Annotated in this window: 16 protein-coding genes and 2 pseudogenes; 12 read left to right on the top strand and 6 right to left on the bottom strand. The window is 70.0% G+C overall.

Annotated elements, in window-relative coordinates; translation table 11 throughout:
* Window positions 1-572: pseudogene (locus tag HV824_RS29720) on the bottom strand (molybdopterin molybdenumtransferase MoeA); the annotation flags it as partial.
* A gap of 139 nt (window positions 573-711) precedes the next feature.
* Here HV824_RS29720 and HV824_RS29715 point away from each other — a divergent pair.
* From HV824_RS29715 to HV824_RS29705, 3 genes and pseudogenes are all read left to right on the top strand, one after another.
* Complete coding sequence (locus HV824_RS29715) at window positions 712-1332, top strand: molybdenum cofactor guanylyltransferase (protein WP_176424782.1); 621 nt, start codon at window positions 712-714, stop codon at window positions 1330-1332.
* Between the two features lie 67 nt (window positions 1333-1399).
* A pseudogene (locus tag HV824_RS29710) lies at window positions 1400-2073 on the top strand (TIGR02269 family lipoprotein).
* Window positions 2074-2079: 6 nt separating this feature from the next.
* Window positions 2080-2802, top strand: coding sequence for a double-CXXCG motif protein (locus HV824_RS29705; protein WP_176424780.1), 723 nt, complete (start codon window positions 2080-2082; stop codon window positions 2800-2802).
* An 18-nt stretch (window positions 2803-2820) separates the two neighbouring features.
* On the opposite strand, the gene HV824_RS29700 is transcribed toward HV824_RS29705, so the two are convergent.
* Window positions 2821-2976 carry a hypothetical protein gene (locus HV824_RS29700; protein ID WP_176421126.1) on the bottom strand — a complete coding sequence of 52 codons (156 nt, stop codon included), beginning with the start codon at window positions 2974-2976 and terminating at the stop codon, window positions 2821-2823.
* A 607-nt stretch (window positions 2977-3583) separates the two neighbouring features.
* Here HV824_RS29700 and HV824_RS29695 point away from each other — a divergent pair.
* From HV824_RS29695 to HV824_RS29680, 4 genes are all read left to right on the top strand, one after another.
* Window positions 3584-3790, top strand: a complete 207-nt coding sequence (locus HV824_RS29695) for a hypothetical protein (RefSeq protein ID WP_255208442.1) — start codon at window positions 3584-3586, stop codon at window positions 3788-3790.
* A 1046-nt stretch (window positions 3791-4836) separates the two neighbouring features.
* On the top strand, window positions 4837-5154 hold the full coding sequence (locus HV824_RS29690) for a DUF3817 domain-containing protein (RefSeq protein WP_176421127.1): 318 nt from the start codon (window positions 4837-4839) through the stop codon (window positions 5152-5154).
* Window positions 5155-5269: 115 nt separating this feature from the next.
* A complete protein-coding gene (locus HV824_RS29685; protein WP_176421128.1) occupies window positions 5270-5884 on the top strand; it encodes a DUF2378 family protein in 615 nt (204 codons plus the stop codon).
* A gap of 133 nt (window positions 5885-6017) precedes the next feature.
* On the top strand, window positions 6018-6575 hold the full coding sequence (locus tag HV824_RS29680; RefSeq protein ID WP_176421129.1) for a hypothetical protein: 558 nt from the start codon (window positions 6018-6020) through the stop codon (window positions 6573-6575).
* A 78-nt stretch (window positions 6576-6653) separates the two neighbouring features.
* Here HV824_RS29680 and HV824_RS29675 read toward each other — a convergent pair whose 3' ends face one another.
* From HV824_RS29675 to HV824_RS29660, 4 genes are all read right to left on the bottom strand, one after another.
* Complete coding sequence (locus tag HV824_RS29675; RefSeq protein WP_176421130.1) at window positions 6654-8447, bottom strand: glycoside hydrolase family 15 protein; 1794 nt, start codon at window positions 8445-8447, stop codon at window positions 6654-6656.
* Window positions 8448-8802: 355 nt separating this feature from the next.
* Window positions 8803-9741 carry a proline dehydrogenase family protein gene (locus tag HV824_RS29670; RefSeq protein ID WP_176424779.1) on the bottom strand — a complete coding sequence of 313 codons (939 nt, stop codon included), beginning with the start codon at window positions 9739-9741 and terminating at the stop codon, window positions 8803-8805.
* Window positions 9742-9765: 24 nt separating this feature from the next.
* Window positions 9766-10647 carry an alpha/beta fold hydrolase gene (locus HV824_RS29665; RefSeq protein WP_176421132.1) on the bottom strand — a complete coding sequence of 294 codons (882 nt, stop codon included), beginning with the start codon at window positions 10645-10647 and terminating at the stop codon, window positions 9766-9768.
* Complete coding sequence (locus tag HV824_RS29660) at window positions 10640-11362, bottom strand: lysophospholipid acyltransferase family protein (RefSeq protein ID WP_176421133.1); 723 nt, start codon at window positions 11360-11362, stop codon at window positions 10640-10642. The genes HV824_RS29665 and HV824_RS29660 overlap by 8 nt, the downstream gene beginning before the upstream one ends.
* Window positions 11363-11485: 123 nt before the next feature.
* Here HV824_RS29660 and HV824_RS29655 point away from each other — a divergent pair, with 123 nt between their 5' ends.
* From HV824_RS29655 to HV824_RS29635, 5 genes are all read left to right on the top strand, one after another.
* Window positions 11486-12043, top strand: coding sequence for a hemerythrin domain-containing protein (locus HV824_RS29655; RefSeq protein WP_176421134.1), 558 nt, complete (start codon window positions 11486-11488; stop codon window positions 12041-12043).
* A 196-nt stretch (window positions 12044-12239) separates the two neighbouring features.
* On the top strand, window positions 12240-12776 hold the full coding sequence (locus HV824_RS29650; RefSeq protein WP_176421135.1) for a cell wall protein: 537 nt from the start codon (window positions 12240-12242) through the stop codon (window positions 12774-12776).
* 129 nt (window positions 12777-12905) lie between these two features.
* Window positions 12906-13781 carry a tryptophan 2,3-dioxygenase gene (locus tag HV824_RS29645; RefSeq protein WP_176421136.1) on the top strand — a complete coding sequence of 292 codons (876 nt, stop codon included), beginning with the start codon at window positions 12906-12908 and terminating at the stop codon, window positions 13779-13781.
* 141 nt (window positions 13782-13922) lie between these two features.
* Entirely contained in the window at window positions 13923-15044 is a 1122-nt protein-coding gene (locus tag HV824_RS29640) for a hypothetical protein (RefSeq protein WP_176421137.1), read from the top strand.
* Window positions 15045-15166: 122 nt separating this feature from the next.
* Window positions 15167-16976: GAF domain-containing protein (locus HV824_RS29635; RefSeq protein ID WP_255208441.1), on the top strand; the 1810-nt coding region annotated here is incomplete at its 3' end.

Raw genomic sequence — 16976 nt, 5'->3', positions numbered from 1 at the left:
AGCTCATCGCCGGTGGCGAGCACGGCGACGCGCGGCGCGGGGCGCACCCAGACGTCCGTGGCGCCCATGGACGCGAGCACGCCGAGTACCGCGGCGCCCACGCGCTGGCCCGCGTCGAACAGCGGGGTGCCGGTGAGGACCTCCTCTCCGGCGCGGCGGAGGTCGTTGCCGGGCGGCACGGTGATGAAGACGTCCACGCAGGCGCCGTCCTCGGTGGCGCGCGCGGCCTCCTGTCGGACGACCGCGTCGGCGCCGGCGGGCAGGGGCGCGCCGGTGAAGACGCGCGCGGCCTCTCCGGGCTGGAGGGGCGTGGACGGGAGGGCGCCAGCGAAGACGGTGCTGGTGACGCGCAGCCGCGCGGGCCGGTCGCGGGAGGCGCCCTGGGTCTCCTCGGCGCGCACGGCCCAGCCGTCCATGGCGGAGTTGTCACAGCCGGGCAGCGAGCGGGAAGCGGTGACGGGGGTGGCGAGGAACCGGCCCTGGGCATCGAGGAGCGGCACGCGCTCGGGCGCCGCCGGGGCGATGGCGTCGAGCGCGGCCAGCCGGGCGGAGTCGAGGGGCGTGAGGGGCATGGAGGCGCCGCAGCCTATGACGTGGAGCGCGCGCCGTGTCCACGGGGGCAAGGGACGCTTCGTCCGCTTTCTTCCTCTGGGGGCGTGCGTGGGCGGAAAGGTAAGGTGGCCGCGGCGGGCGCGCGCACGGGGCACGGGCATGGAGCGGAGCCACACGGAGTTTTCGGAGGTGACGCTGGCCATCCTCGCGGGAGGACAGGGCCGGCGCCTGTCTGGGGTGCCCAAGGGGTTGTTGGAAGTGGAGGGGCGCACGGTGCTGGAGCGGCTGCTGGCGCTGGCCCCGTGTTTCGAGGACGTCTTGCTGGTGGCGAACGTGCCCGGGCCCTACGCGCGCTTCGGGCTGCGCACGGTGGCGGACGTGGTGCCAGGGAAGGGCGCGCCCGGTGGTGTCCATGCGGCGCTGGGGGCGGCGCGCACGCCGTGGGTGGTGGTGGTGGCGTGCGACATGCCGTTCATCACGACGGAGGTCCTGCGGGTGTTGCTGGGCGCGCGGGACGCCGGCGTGGACGCGGTGTGCTTCGAGGTGGGGGGCAGGCTGGAGCCGTTGCTCGCGGTGTACCGGTCGGCGCTCGTGCCCGCGTGGGGTGAGGCGCTGGCGGCGGATCCGTCGATGCGGGAGCTGCTGTCCGGCGTGCGCGCGCGGCTGTTGTCCGAGGACACCTTGCGCGCGGTGGATCCGTCCCTGCGGTCCCTGGCGAATGTGAACACCCCCGATGACCTGGCGCGCTACGGCGTGGCGCTGCCGTCGTGGCGGGGGTGAAGGGAGTCGCCCCAGAGAAGGCGTTCAGGAAATGGATTGGGAACATCCAGGGCTATACTGACAGGCTGTGCGAATCTTTCCGCGCGTATGGCTTCTGGCGCTTGCCTTGCTCTGGAGCGGTTGCGCCACGGTTGCGAATGCGCCCCACCAAAGCGCAGGGGCTGATGCGGAAACAGAGTGCCGCTCGGCCGATGAAGACAGGTGCGTCACGCTGCTGTGCCTCGGGGGCGAATGCGGCTTCTACCGCTGTGAGGACATTTCCGGTGCGGTGTCACTGGCGCGCTTTCCTCCCGCGCGTCCGCCTGCTGCGGCAGCCGCACCCGGCAGAGGGCCTCGGAGGCACTGGGGAGGTGGGCATCAGCTTCCTCGGGGAGCCGTCATGGTCTTCCCCAACTGGAACGGCGCGCCCGAGCAACTCATCCCGCCATCACGCCAACTCACACCCGGGCGCTGGGAGAAGCACCACATCTTCCCCCAGGCAGAAGACCTCTCGATGCGGTTCGCGGTTCGAGGCGTCAAGATCCACGACTACACCATGCCGATTCCGCGTGACGTCCACCGGCGCATTCATGGTGGAGACGGACGCGGTGGCGCGTGGAACCAGGCCTGGCGCGACTTCAAGACGGCGAAGCCGAGCGCCCGTCCCACGGACATCTACAAGTTCGCGAGGGAGCTCATTCATCGCTTCCAACTCATGGGTGGCCCGATTCAGCCCTACTCTATTCGCGCCCGGGAGCGTGAGGACGGATGAGCCGTTTCTTCTGGATGCAAGAGGACAAGGTCGCGGCGGCGAAGTACGGAGGAGAAATCAACGCCTGGCACAAGCTGTCGCTCCCCGGTGTGAGCTGCGGCACCTGCGGCGAGACATGGGCCAATACGGGACATGAGTATCCGTGCATCGACCTGGCTCAACTGCCAGCGCGCAACGAGTTCGCGCGTCCCAGACCCGAGCCCTTCCCTGAATTCGTGCGCCTTCGTGAGCTGGTCAGGCCGCTGGTTCCTCCCGACGCCGAACTGCCGCCCGGTACGGGCTTTGGCCCCTTGGTCGGACGTGCCAGGGGCGCATTCGGTCCCATTGCCTGGGTAGGGGGGCAGAAGCTGCTCGTGCAGCGCGACGCCCTGTCGCGGCTGCACTCCGAGGGCGTCCGAGGCCTCCAGGCCTGCCTGACGCAACTGCGCTTCCGGCAGAAGGATGGGCCAGAACTGCTGGAGCTTCAGATTCCGCCCCACGGCAGGCTGCATCCGGACTGCATCCCGCCCGATGAGCCGCCACCGTGCGTGACCTGTGGCCACTGGGGACTGACACGGCCGGACGCGCTCATCCTCGACGCAGCCTCCCTCCCCACGGACCTGGACCTGTTCCGGGTCGGGAACTTCTCCACGATGATTGTCGGCACGGAGCGCTTCATGGAGGCGGTGCGCCGTCTGGACCTGGAGGGCATCACCTTCCAAGCGCTGCCCGCGTACTGACGGGCACCCCGCCACGACTCATAGCGGCGTGCGGATGAAGCGAGCAGCCGGTGGCTGTTGGGCGTAGTCGCCGCTTGTGGCGCGCTGCGCCTTGCTGGAGCGCTCGAAGGAGTCGGCGCCCACGTCCTTGTAGGGAAGGTCCTGGCGCGGCAGGTGGTGGGCGGCCGTGAGCATGGATTCGGGGGCGCACCAGGCTCCGGGCCCAACTGTTCGACGGGCTCACCTGCACCCATGACGCGCCAACCTCTGTGCCTACGCCACGAGCAGGCTACGGCGTTTCATTCCTGTGGGTCGGGCGCGCAGCCCGGTGGTAGCTGTTCGGAAATGTCGGGACTTTTGTGGCGCCAAAACCCCCGACATTTCCGAACAGCGAGCTACGGGAGCGACTCCGGTCTCCCCGCCGCGAGGGGCCCCCTGAGATGGCCGCGTGGTCCGTTCAGCATGAAGTCCGACACGGAGGTGATGGCTGGACATCCGCGCGCGCAGCCCATGGACGACACGCCACGGAGGACACGCCCGCTGCGGCGGCGCCGTCGCTCAGTTCATCTGCGCTGCGCGATCAGTCCCGAGCAGCCAACCAGGCAGCCCCCCCTGCGTCACCATGACTCATGGACCGCGGCGGCCGGGGGGAGAAACAGGCGGGGGAGAACCTCATGCTGAAGACCCCTCCGGGCGCCGCCCGGGCGATGGCGTCGAGCGCAGCCAGCCGGGCGGAGTCGAGGGGCGTGAGGGACATGGATGCGCCGCAGCCTATGACGTGGAGCGCGCACAGGGCACGGGCATGGAGCGGATCCACACGGAGTTTCCGGAGGTGGCGCTGGCCATCTTCGCGGGAGGGCAGGGCCGACGCTTGTCTGGCGTACCCAAGGGGCTGTTGTCCGAGGCCGTGCTGCGCGCGGTGGAGCCGTCACTCCAAGCCCTGGCGAATGTGAACACCCCCGAGGACCTGGCGCGCTACGGCGTGGCGCTGCCGTCGTGGCGGGGGTGAGGGCTCAAGGCATGTGAGGGTACCGCTCCACGTGTCCCTCTGGGGAGACGGCATACAGCTCGAACCAGTCGTATTCGAGGGTCACACCTGGGCCGAACTCCGGGCACTTTTCGACCCTGCGGTTGACCCGGACGAAGTACCACCCGGCCTGGTAGCCAACGACGAACTCCAAGGCGCGCGGTGAGAAGGCACACGACTTCGTGGCGGTCTTCGGAAAGCGCTTCATGACCGCTTGAAGCGCTGCGTGCGCGGCCAGGACCGCTGGGCCGTCCAGTGTTCCAAGCGGCTCCAACTCTGTCTCGGGCCAGGGGATGGTGGCCGACGTGCCTGCGTCGGTATTCACTGGAGCCGGAAGAGCGGAGCGGGGCGAAGGTGTCCCCGCGTCCGTTCCAGCGTCACCGGCGGGGGCGGGACGGGCTCCGCCGTCCGCGAGCAGTGAGACGAGCACGATGAAGTGGTGAGGGCTCAGCATGTGGCACCTTGGGCGCTACTGGAGACCATGACCCAAACCCCCTCTCCGGATTTCGCAAGAGGCCAGACCGACAGGTCCTGGCTACTGACGCCAGAGCCACAGGGATGGTTGTGCGCATATCCGAAGATGGGGAGGTCTCTTCCGAAATCAGCATCATCGACGCCTCCCCACGGAGGCTGGCAGCTGCCGGATACATTCCCCACGTTTCGCAGTGGCCAGGAGACCCGCCAGTCCTCCTGCGTTCGGTAGAGGGCGACGCAATACTCCCGGAACGTTGGCCGAATCCGAGAGCACCGCAGGTACCCGCGGCCATGGCCCTGGCGCGATGGGGAGTGCGTCCTCGCCTCCGAGTCTGGCCACCTCGGTATGGGTGTAGTAGCTGCGCCCGCTCGAACAAGCGATGCCCAGCGCCATCAAGACCAGGCAGCCCTCGCGGTAGCCATGCTTCATGGTGCCTCCCCCGGCACGGCAACGTACCACGCGCCCCGAGCAGCCAACCAGGCAGCACCCCCTGCGTCACCATGACTCATGGACCACGGCGCCCGGGAGTGGGAAACAGGCGGGGGAGAACCACATGTCGAAGACCCCTCTCGGACGTTTCCGTGCCATCGCCCTCGCGGAGGGCCTGTCTGTCATCGCGCTCTTCTTCATCGCCATGCCGTTGAAGTACGCCCTGGGCATGCCGCAGGCGGTGAAGTTCACCGGCTGGGTCCACGGCCTGCTCTTCGTGCTCTACCTCTTCGCGCTCATGGAGATGGCCATCACCTGCCGCTGGTCCTTCGTGCGCGTGGTGGGCGGCGTCATCGCGTCGCTGCTCCCCTTCGGCACCTTCGTCTTCGAAGCGCGCCTGCGCCGCGAAGCGGCCGAGCCGGCCGTCGAGCCCGCGCGCTGAGTCGCGTCGCGCACCGGACGTGACAGGTGGGACGCCTCGCACCGAGGCCGCCCGGAGTTCGCGTGGGTGACCAAGCTGTGCCAGCATCCCGCGCGTTCTCCGACGGGAGGTCGGCATGGAGCGCGGCAAGTGGGACACGCCAGAGGATGTGGAGCGCGAGCTGAGCTCGCGGCTCGCGCTCGTGGAGGCGTCCGAGGGGATTCGCGGCATGCACTTCGCCGCCGTCCTCGACACGGTGCGCTTCCTCGGCGGTGAGCAGGCGGTGGCGCCCATCCAGCGGGGCGGTGACTACCCCGCCGACCTGGACACCACCGAGTTCTACCCCGTCCCGCCCTTCATGCGCGTGTTCTTCTCCGCGGCCCGGCTGCTGGCGCCGCAGCTCGGCGGCGTGGAGGAGGCCATGCGGCAGATTGGCGTCCAGGGCACGCTGGCCTTCATCAACTCCATGTTCGGCGCCGAGGTCCGGCAGCAGGTGGGCGGCGAGCCCAAGCGCCTCGTGGAGATGCTCCCCGAGGCCTACCGCATGGCCATCAACTTCGGAGAGCTCCAGGTGGCGTGGACGGGCCCGCGCTCGGGCCGCATCCACATGCGCCGCATCTTCACCCCCGTGGCCTACAACGAAGGCATGCTTGAAGGCGCGCTGCTGGCCGTGGGCGCCCAGGACATCCAGGTGCGCGGCGGACAGACGTCCCTGCTGGACAGCGAGTACACGCTGTCCTGGGACCACTGACCCGCCGCGGGACATCGACGCGACTGTTCACAACCATGACGAAATAAATGATGTTCCTCCGCGCCCATTGGTTAGAAGTGGTCGCCGAGCGCCCGGACATGTGCACCGGGCCTACGCAACGGAGGGACGTCTCATGAAGGCAGACAGCTGGAAGAACCTGGCCGCGGTGGCGGGCGTCATGATGTCGGTGAGCGCCGGCGCGCAGGAGTCGTCGGGGAGCTTCGGTTCGGAGGGGCAGTTCGTCATCAGCACGGATGCCTCCGCGAGCCTGGGCTACTCCACGCAGGGCAGCGGCGTGGGCTACATCTTCCTGGAGCCCGGCGCGGACTACTTCCTCAAGAAGAACCTGTCCGTCGGTAGCGGCCTCCAGGTCCGCGCGCTCTTTGGCAGCGGTGACACGATTGCCGCATTCGGCCTGAACGCGCGCGTCGGCTACAACATCCCGCTCTCCGAGCGCATCTCCGTGTGGCCCAAGGGCCAGGTGTCGCTGTACATCGGCGATGACATCCTGCCCTTCGCCAACCAGACCCTCCCCGCCGACGTCACCGTCATCCTGGAAGGCTACGCGCCCTTCCTCTTCCACGTGACGCCGCACTTCTTCGTGGGCGGTGGCCCGCGCCTGGCCTTCGGCCTGGGCGGTGACGTGGAGGTGAACTTCAGCGTCGCCTCCACCATCGGCGGCTACTTCTAGTCTCCGCCCGGCCGCGTCCCCAGCGGGCGCGGCCGTGTGGGGGCCCGCTTCATTTCCAGGCAATGGCCCGGGCCACCGTCAGTGGCTCCGCTGCTGACCGGGGCCGCCCTCGCGCGACAGGTTCAGCGCGGTGCCCACCAGCGCGAGGTGGCTGAAGGCCTGCGGGAAGTTGCCCACCATCCTGCGGGCCACCGGGTCGTACTCCTCGGACAGCAGGCCCACGTCGTTGCACAGGCCCAGCAGGCGCTCGAACAGCGCGCGCGCCTCGCCCTCGTGGCCCAACAGCGCCAGCGCGTCCGCCAGCCAGAAGCTGCACGCCAGGAAGACGCCTTCTCCCGGGGGGAGGCCGTCCCGGGTCTCGTGCGTGTGGTAGCGGCGCACCAGTCCGTCGTGGCACAGCTCGCGGCGGACGGCCGCCACGGTGCCGCGCACGCGGACGTCGTCGGGCGGGAGGAACCCAACGATGGGAATCAACAGCAGGCTGGCGTCCAGGGCCTGGCCGCCAAAGGCCTGGGTGAAGGTGTTGCGGCGGGCGTCGTAGCCTCGCGCGCAGATGTCCGCGTGCATCTGCGCGCGCAGCGCCTTCCAGTGCTCCACCTGCGCGCCGCGCATGCCGCGCAGGTTCGCCGTCTTCACCATCCGGTCCATGGCCACCCAGGCCATGACCTTGGAGTGGGTGAACTGCTGGCGCCCGCCGCGCACCTCCCAGATGCCCTCGTCGGGCTGGTCCCAGTTGCGCTCCACGAAGCGCAGCAGGTGCACGCTCACGTCCCAGGCCTCGGCGTCCGAACAGACGCCGTGGCGGAGCGCGTGGTAGAGGCAGTCGGCAACCTCACCGAAGACATCCAACTGGAGCTGGCCCACGGCGGCGTTGCCGATGCGCACCGGGCGCGAGCCCGCGAAGCCCGGCAGCCAGGGCAGCTCCAGCTCGGTGACGCGGCGCTCTCCGGCCACGCCGTAGAGGATTTGCAGCTCGTCGGGCTCTCCGGCCACCGCGCGCAGCAGCCAGTTCCGCCAGGCCTGGGCTTCCTGGGTGTAGCCGGCGTCCAACAGGGTCAGCAGCGTCAGCGTGGCATCGCGCAGCCAGCAGTAGCGGTAGTCCCAGTTGCGCACGCCGCCCATCCGCTCCGGCAGGGACGTGGTGGGCGCGGCGACCACGCCGCCCGTGGGGGAGTAGGTGAGCGCCTTGAGGGTGATGAGCGAGCGCATCACCTGGGCGCGCCAGGGGCTCTCGTGGATGCAGCGGGACGCCCAGGCGCGCCACCACCGCTCCGTGTCCTCGCGCATGCGGAGCGGGTCCGGCGGCTGCCGGGGCGGAGGCAGGTGGGAGGGATGCCAGGACAGGACGAAGGCCCGGCGCTGTCCTTCCGGCACGCAGAAGTCCGCGAGCACGTGGCTGTGCTCCAAACGCAGCGGCAGCTCCGTGGACAGGTAGAGCGCGTCCGGGCCCGCCTTGGTGCTCACGCCGCCCGGAATCAGGCGGGCCCAGGGCGTGCGGTCGCCGTAGCCGAAGCAGGGGGCGAACTCCAGTTGGAGCGGCACCTGTCCGGTGCGGGCCTCCACGATGCGAATCAACTGCGGCGTGTCCTCGCGCAGCGGCATGAAGTCGCACAGGCGCACGATGCCGGTGTCGGTGTGGAACTCCGTCTCCAGCACCAGCGTGTCGCGCACGTAGCGGCGGTGGACGCGCCGCACGGGCACGGTGGGGGCGATGCGCCAGAAGCCATGCCGCTGCTCACCCAGCAGCGCCGCGAAGCACGCGTCCGAGTCGAAGCGTGGCCAGCACAGCCAGTCGATGGCGCCGTCATTCGCCACCAGCGCGGCGCTGTGCGTGTCTCCAATGAGGGCATGGGCTTCGATGGGCAGCGCCATGCGGGAAAGCTAGGGACGTCCCCCGTGGCGTGTCCCTCCGGGGGCACTCGGCGCGGCGAGCCGTCCACGGGCCCCGTGGGTGGCGGAGGCGCGGGCAGCCGCTCGCTCGCGACGCATCGGCGCCATGCGACGAGACATGAGGCATGAGCAGGGAATGCCGCGATGCGCGAACCGGCCCCGGTATGGGGTTGCCGGACATGACTGTCCATGAGGGCCGGTCCGAACGCGCTGGGCGTGGGTCCTGACGCGCGTGTCTCCAAGAGGGCGCGCGGTCTGGTGTTTCATCCGCATGTTTCACCCGCATGCGGGCCGCGGGCGGGCCCCGCACGGCATGCGGGGAGGCGCGTACCGCTCCCTACCCACGTACCAGGTTGCGCAGCAGGAAGCCCAGATTGGCGGGGCGCTCGGCCAGCCGGCGCATGAGGTACGGGTACCAGTGCCGTCCGTACGGCACGTAGACGCGCACCGGGTGACCCTCCCTCACGAGTCGCTCCTGCAAGTCCCTGCGGATGCCGTACAGCATCTGGAACTCGAAGGCGCCGCGCGGCAGTCCGTGCTTCGCCGCGTGGTCCAGTGCCGCTTCAATCATCCGTTCATCGTGCGTGGCGATGCCGTGATACACGCCGCTGTCGAGCAGCACCCGCAGGGTGCGAACGAAGCTGGCATCCACGTCCCGCTTGTCTGGGAAGGCCACGTCGGGCTTCTCCAGATAGGCGCCCTTGCACAGACGAACGCGGATGCGCTGTGCGCACAGCGCCTTCGCGTCCTGCTCCGTGCGCCGCAAGGCGCTCTGCAGCACGGCGCCGACGTGGGGCTCGCCGAACTCCGCGCGGAGCTGACGCACGATGTCCAGCGTCACCTGGGTCACCGAGCTGTCCTCCATGTCGATGCGCACGAAGGAGTCGCGGGCCGCGGCCTCGGCCACCACCGTGCGCGCGTTCTCCAGGGCCAGGGCTTCATCGAACAGCAGCCCGCACTGGGTGAGCTTCAGCGACACGTTGGCCCGCACGCCCACCAGGTCGATGCGGGCCAGCAGCCGCTGGTACTGGCGCACCTCCTCCCGCGTCTCCTCGGGCGTCTGGACGGCCTCGTTGAGGTGGTCGAACGACGCCATGCGCCCGCGCGCGGAGAGCGCCTTCACGGCGTCCACGGCCTCCTCCAGTGTCTCCCCGGCGATGAAGCGCGAGGCCAGCCGCCGGAAGGGGCGCAGGCGCATGGCGGCGTCCTCCAGGCCCGGACGGCGGGCCAGGAACAGCAGGGCGGAGCGGGACAGGTGGGTGGTGTCGGTGGTCATGGCGTGGGTGGGTGGGTGACGGCTTCAGTCCAGGTGCTCCCGGAGGAAGTCCCCGGCCAGCGTGTTGAAGGCCTCGGGGTGGCTCATGTAGGGCAGGTGGCTGGCGCCCCGGATGAGCGCCAGCCGGGCCCCGGGGATGTGGCGGGCCACGTCGCGGGCGGCGCGGGGGGGCACCAGCAAGTCCCGGCCGCCCTGGATGACGAGCGTGGGCACCTGGAGCTCATGGAGCCGGGGCATCAGGTTCGTGGTCAGGATGTCCCGCAGCCGGCGCAGCAGCTCCACCGGGGACAGCCGCCGGGCCTCGCGCACGATTTCGGCCCGGCCCTCCGGCGGCAACCGGCGGCCTCCCAGCACCCGGGCCACGGTGGGCGCCAGCAGGTACGCCAGGGGCCGGGGCGCGCGCACCAGGGTGGACAACGTCAGGGCCAGCCGGCGGCTGCGGTGCACGCTGGCCACCGGTGACACGAGCACCAGCGCCTTCACCCGCTCCGGGTGGGCCAGGGCGTAGGCCATGGACAGCAGGCTTCCATAGGACGACCCCAGCAGGGCGAAGCGCCCCGGCAGCAGGGACTCCGCGTGGTCCAGCACCGCCAGGTTCCACAAGAGCGGGGTGTGGGTGGCGGGGGTGCGCAGGGGCGGCGTCCACATCAGCAGCCTCAGCGCGCCCGCCAGCGGCTCCATGGGCGCGAAGGAGCGGCCACTGGCCCCCAGCCCCGGAAGACACACCACGGTGCGTGCTTCATCCCTGTTGCCGTCTGGAAAGGTGAACAGGCGTACCGGTGCGCCTCGCACGGGACGCTGTTCACAGGGGAGGTGGGCATAACCCGTCTGGATGTCGTCCACCTCCGGGACGAGCGGCGGGCCTCGGGGGTGTCTCCCGGGGCGGGATGACAGGGCTTCACGCATGGGAATGCCTCGTCAGGAGCCGCCGCACGCTGGCGGCCACGGTGTCCCGGAAGGCCCGGAGGCTGGATTCACTGGCATCCGGAGGCGGCGGGGCGTGGGGTGTCCCCAGGTGGAAGGTGAGCCGCACGGGCCAGGGCAGGGGCCCCAGGCCCAGCACCAACGGCATCCGGTATTTGTCATCGTCCGTCAGGCGCACGCACAGGCGCTCCTCGCCCGGGGGCCACCGGAAGGTGTCATCCACCCCCTGGCCGGCGAAGGGCACCACCGGCACCCCGGCGCGGGCCGCCAGCCGCGCGAAGCCCAGCGCCCGCTCCCAGCGCAGCCGGTAGCGCCCCTGGCTGCGCTTGAAGGTCTCCCACGCGCCCCCCGGATAGCAGACGACCAGCGAGCCCGCCCGCAGCGCCGTCAGGGCGTTCTCCCGCGTCCCCTCCACGCCGCCCAGCCAGGGCAACACCGTGCGGATCAACGGGATGCGGAAGAACCCCCGCTCCGCCAGGCCCAATGGATAGCGGCCGGTGCGATGGTGGAGCAGGTGAAAGAAGGCCGGTGTCTCGTAACCCCAGACGCCGTGGTTCCCCACCAGCAGCACCGGGCCTTTCACGGGCAGGTGCTCGCAGCCCACCAGCCGCGCCCGGTGGTACAGCGCCGACAGCGCCGCGCCCTGTTCGGCGAGGCGGAATACGGCCCGGCGCAGGCTGGCGAGCGGGGCATCCATGGTGGAAAAACATGGGGATGCGCGGCGCCCCCAGCAGGCGGCGCCTTCCTCCTGGCCGCCGGGCAGCCAGCCGCCCCTGAGACAGTGACGGCCCCGACAGTGGGGGGCATAGGAGTTTGAGTAATGCCAGCTTGCAGGCATACTCAGGTTGTCTGCTTCCGGGTGCATGCCGAACGTTCCGGCATGGGCAGCCCGTTCGACATCCTCATCGACCAGCATCGGGAACTGGAAGAGCGTCTCGAGCGTCTGGCATCGGGTGTGGAACCCGATGAGCTGAGGGGACTGACGGCGGAGTTGCTGACATTGCTGAGGCTTCACTCCCGACTGGAGGAGCGCTGCCTCTACCCGGTGATGGCGCGGGTGGAGGGCCGCGAGTCTTGCCGTGAGCAGACGGAAGACCATCTCACCATGCGCGAGCTGATGGCTGAGCTGGAGGAGCTGCCCTCGGGTCATCCCGAGTGGCAGGCGCGTCTGTTGACACTGGAAGACCTGGCGGTGGCGCATTTCCAAGAAGAGGAGAATGCACGACTGCCCCAGCTCATGATTGCCCTGGATTCCCTGTCGCTGGACGACCTGCGTCGTGATTTATCGGCCACCTGGGACGACCTGCTGCCACGCCCCCAGGTGTTCCAGGTGGCGGGGGAGGCCCCCCTGCTGGAGTCCCTGCACTGGGACGGTTAGGCCCCGGAGGCCGCCGGGAAACAGGTGAGACCTGCGACAACGGGGCGAATGGTCCGTTGCTCAGTCACAACTTTTATCTCTTCCTTTAGACAAAACCTTTTTTGGAAGGTAAGGGTATGGGCAGCATCACAAGCATCGAGCATCAGCCCCCCCGTACTGCATGACTCTTGTCGTTCCCCAGGTGAGGATTCAACGAATGTCCGTGGATAAAGCGTTTCGCGACATGATCCGCAATGAAATCGAGGTCCAGCTCAAGCCGCTGCGTGACGTGGTCGCGCGCCTGGAGGAGGGCACGGCGGACCTGGACGCGCTCCGCAACGTGGCTGAGCGCCTGGCCCCGCTGGCCGAGGTCGTCGGGCCCCTGTTCGGCGCCCAGATTCCCGCGTCCGCCAAGGCGGTCCGTCGTGGCCCGGGGCGTCCTCCCGCGGCGCGCAGCTCCGTGACGGCGGCTCCCGCGGCCGCGGGTGGCAAGCGTCGTGGCCGCAAGCCGGCGGCGGCGGGTGCTGACGGCTCGCGCGCGTGCGCCATCATCGGCTGCGGCAAGCCCAGCCGCACCAAGGGCTACTGCGCGGCCCACTACCAGAAGCTCCGCATGCTGGAGAAGACCAACCGCCGCCCGAGCGACTGGAAGGACTACGCCGACCCGGACAGCGTGGACGACATCAAGCTGCCGCGCGGACGCGCCGCGTCCAAGGCGCTGGCGGCTGCCGCTCAGGCTGGGCACGCAGGCTAGCCAGCGGCACGCTGCCCCGGCCCGGGCAGAGAGTGACCGCGCCCCCGTCGTTCCGCTCTGTCGTCGGGAGAGGAATCGGGGTCCGCCCATGCGGGAGAGACTTGCCCGTGGGGGCTTGCACGAGCATGAATGCCCGGGCCCATGAACAAACGCGATTTGGAGCCTGGAATCATCACCGACCTGGCCGGAAGGACCACGTACGGTGATTATCTGCAGCTCGACCGGCTCTTGTCGGCCCAGGTGACGCGCTCGCAGCCGCCTCACCATGACGAGCTGTTGTTCATCATCCAGCACCAGACGAGCGAGCTGTGGATGAAGCTGCTCATCCACGAGCTGGGCGCCTGCATCCGTTACGTGCAGGCGGACCGGCTGGAGCCGTCGTTCAAGATTTTCGCGCGCGTGGCGCACATCCAGCGGATGCTCTTCGAACAGTGGAGCGTGTTGGAGACGCTCACGCCGAACGAGTACCTGGAGTTCCGCGACACGCTGGGCAGCTCCTCTGGCTTCCAGAGCTTCCAGTACCGCGCGCTGGAGTTCCTGCTGGGCAACAAGGACGCGCAGGCGCTGACGCCCTTCCGCCACGTCCCCGCAATCCACGGCGAGCTGGAGCGGCTGTTCGAATCCCCCAGCCTGTATGATGAGTTCCTGCGCCACCTGTCTCGCATGGGACATCCGGTGCCGCAGAGCCACGTGCAGCGTGACTGGCGCAAGCCCTACGAGAAGAGCCCGGAGGTGGTGGAGGTGTTCCGCCGCATCTACCAGGACGCCGAGGCGCACTGGGACGCGTATGAGATGTGCGAGAAGCTGGTGGACACCGAGGAGCGCTTCCAGCTCTGGCGCTACCGCCACATGATGACGGTGATGCGCATCATCGGCTTCAAGCAGGGCACGGGCGGCTCGTCGGGGGTGGGCTTCCTGCGCAAGGCGTTGGACCTGCGCTTCTTCCCGGAGCTGTGGGACGTGCGCACGGAGCTGGCGCCGCCTCCGCCGCGCCACCGGCCCTGAGCGTCCGCGCGGCCGAAGACAGCCTTGCGCCTCCTGGGGCCGTCCATTCCGGCACGGCTCCGTGGAGGGAATGACGACTGTCTGGCATGCCAGGGCGGCCGGCCACGGATTGTCATGGGCGCGGGTTAGGCTTCACGCACCATGGACGCTGCTGAACCGCTGCTCTTCGACAAGGCGTACGTCCTCTGCTACCGCACCTTCGACATCGCGGAGGAGCTGGACCTGGAGCGCGCGCGCCGGGTGCTCACGGAGGACTCGCGCCGGCTCAGGCTGTCACGGGAGAACAGTCAGTACATCCAGCTGCCCAACCCGCCGCTGGCCTATGAGCTGGGCCGCCGGCCCCTGGCGCTGCGGGATGGCCCCGTCACGGTGGATGTCACCGCGCGCCTGTTCGACCACGGCGCCGTGTCCATCATCCTGCAGGTGCCAGTCGTTCCGGGCACCTCCCTGGAGGTGCTCACGCGCATGGCGGACGAGCTCTATGACAGCCAGGCGTTGGAGGACCTGGCGTTGGAGCTGGTGGAGGGCGTGCGCCGCACCATCGCCCCCGCCGCGCAGGCGCCCCATCTATGGGAGCAGAGTGAGAGCTACACCGTCATCTTCGCCGAGCACATCCGTGGCAATCCCACCGCGGAGGAGTTGATGTCACGCGCGGACCTGGCCCGGCTGCTCCTGGGTGAGAGCGGCACGGTGCCGCTGTCCCCGCGTGAGAGCGAGTCCGTGCTCCAGTCGCGCTTCAGCTACACCATCCACGACCTGGTCGTCATCGACTGGAACAGCGCCTTCGTCTACGAGCCATCCGGCTCGAGAGACATCCCTGACCTGCTGGAGATTGCCAACGCGCAGTTGCTGGAGTTCCGCTACTACGACGACCGGCTGGACGCGCACATCACCCGCATCCACGAGAAGGTGCAGTCCGCGCGGCACGGTTGGGCCACGTTGTTCCGCAGCCCCTACCGCAACCTGGCCCGGCAGACGCTCTCCACGTTGGTGGACCTCAACGAGTTCATCGAGCGCGTGGAGAACAGCCTCAAAATCATCGGCGACTTCTACCTGGCCAAGGTCTACGAGAGCGCCGTGCGCCGCATGCGGATTCCACCGTGGCAGGCCGCCGTCACCCGCAAGCAGCAGTTGCTGGCGCAAACGTATGGCCTGCTCAAGGGCGACGTGGACATCGACCGCTCCCATACGCTGGAGGCCGTCATCGTCCTGCTCATCGTGCTGGAAATCTTCTTCGCCTTCTTCCGCGTCTTCGAGCACTGAGGCACCCACGGGGAACCCCGTACTCCAGGGCAACGCGCTGTGCGGTTTCCACGCTTCGTCCGACATGGGAGAATGGGGCTTCGAGGCAGGGAGCCATGCGTCCGTGCCGGGGGGAGTGGGGCATGAAGGTGCCCGGAAAAAACGTGGGAGCCGCGGTGGACCGCATGTCGCGGGCCCTGGAGCGGCTGTCCGCAGCACCGCCGGTGGTGGCGGTGCTGGAGGAATTGCTTTGCCAGGCGTCCGCCACGCTGGGGGCCTCGGGTGCCTTTCTGTGCTGGTGGGGCGGGACGGGCGACTTGAGCACGCTCACCACACACGGCGTGGACTCGGAGGCGTCCGCCCTCTGCGCGCAGCAGCTGCTGGCCCAGGCGCCCGCGCCGGGTGAGCCGCGCCTGCCCCGGGTGGTGGAGGACGTGTCGCAAGACGCGCTGCTGGCCTCGGAGCCGGACGCCTTGCGGCGACTGGGGGCGACGGCCTTGCTGTCCCAGCCGCTCTACTTCGCCTCCGGCCTGGGCGCCGCCGGTGTGCTGGGCGTGCTCTTCCGCGAGGCGTGGCGGCCACGGGAGGAGGACCTGCGGCGCTTCGGCCTCTCGGTGAAGCTGGCGGCGCTGGCGCTCGAGCGCGAGCGCATGGCGGAGACGCTGCGCCAGTCCGTGCTGTCCGCTCGGGCGGAGGTGGAGGAGTCGGAGGTGCTGCGGCTGTGCCGCTTCCAGGCGGTGACGGAGGCCCTTGGCCGTGCGCTGTCCGGGGACGAGGTGGCGCGCGTGGTGCTGGAGCAGGGCCTGCCCGCCGTGGGCGCGGCCGTGGGGCTGGTGCACCTGGTGGCGCCGGACGGGACGCTGGCGTTGAAGGCCGCGCTGGGGGTGACGAACGCGCAGCGAGAGGCGCTCCGGGCGCCGCCCTGGCGAAGCAGCGGTGTGCCGAGTCACGACGCGGGGGCGCCGGTGCGCCTGGAGACGCCCGCCGCGGCGGGGGACGTGCTGCCCGTGCCGGGCGCGCCGGTGTGGCTGGAGACGCCGGCCGCGGTGCGGGACGTGGTGCCCGCGCTGGGGGCGCTGCGTGCGTTGGTGCTGCTGCCCTTGCACGTGGAAGGGCGAACCTTCGGCACGTTGTGCCTCGGCTTCCCGGAGGCTCGGCGCTTCTCCGCGCTGGAGCGGGCCTCCATCACCGGCCTGGGCCATGAGTGCGGCCAGGCGCTGGAGCGCGCGCGGCTGTACGCGCGGGAGCGCGCGGCGCGGCTCCAGGCGGAGGCCGCGGGGCAGCGCCTGCGGCTGTTGGCGGATGCGAGCGCGCTCGTGTCGGCGTCGCTGGACTGGGAGGAGACGGTGGCGGGCGTGGCGCGGCTGGCGCTGGGCCACTTCGCGGATGGCTGCGCGGTGGACTCGTACGAGGACGGCGTGGTGCGGCGGCTGGCCGTGCTCTATGAGAACCCGCAGTCGGCGCCGCGCGGGTTGGAGCTTTTGCGCTTCGCTCCGCAGGAAGGCAGCCCCACGTTGCTGGCGGAGGTGCTCGCCTCGGGGCGCCCGTGGATGATGGCGCGGCCCACCGCGGAGCCCGGGGACACAAGCACCGCGGCGGCGCGGCTGTACGCGGCCGCGCGCGAGCTGGGCGTGGGCTCGCTCATCCTGACGCCGCTGGTGGCGCGGCAGCGCACGCTGGGGGTGCTCACCTTCATGCGGAGCGCGACGTCCGCGCCCTTCGACATCCCGGACCTGTCCCTGGCCGAGGAGCTGGCGGGGCGCGCGGCGCTGGCCATCGACAACGCGGACCTGTTCCGCAAGGCCCGCGCGGCGGAGGAGGAGAGCCGGCGCGGCGCGGCGCGGCTCCACGTCCTGGTGCAGGTCAGCCACCTCATCGCGGAGGCGGGGCTGGACCTGTCCATGGTGCTGGAGGTGCTGGTGCGCAAGGTGTCGGAGGCGCTGGGGGACGCGT

It is taken from the genome of Myxococcus sp. AM009 (genome assembly GCF_013372605.1).
Classification (GTDB): domain Bacteria; phylum Myxococcota; class Myxococcia; order Myxococcales; family Myxococcaceae; genus Myxococcus; species Myxococcus vastator.
This window is presented reverse-complemented; position numbering and strand designations above follow the sequence as displayed.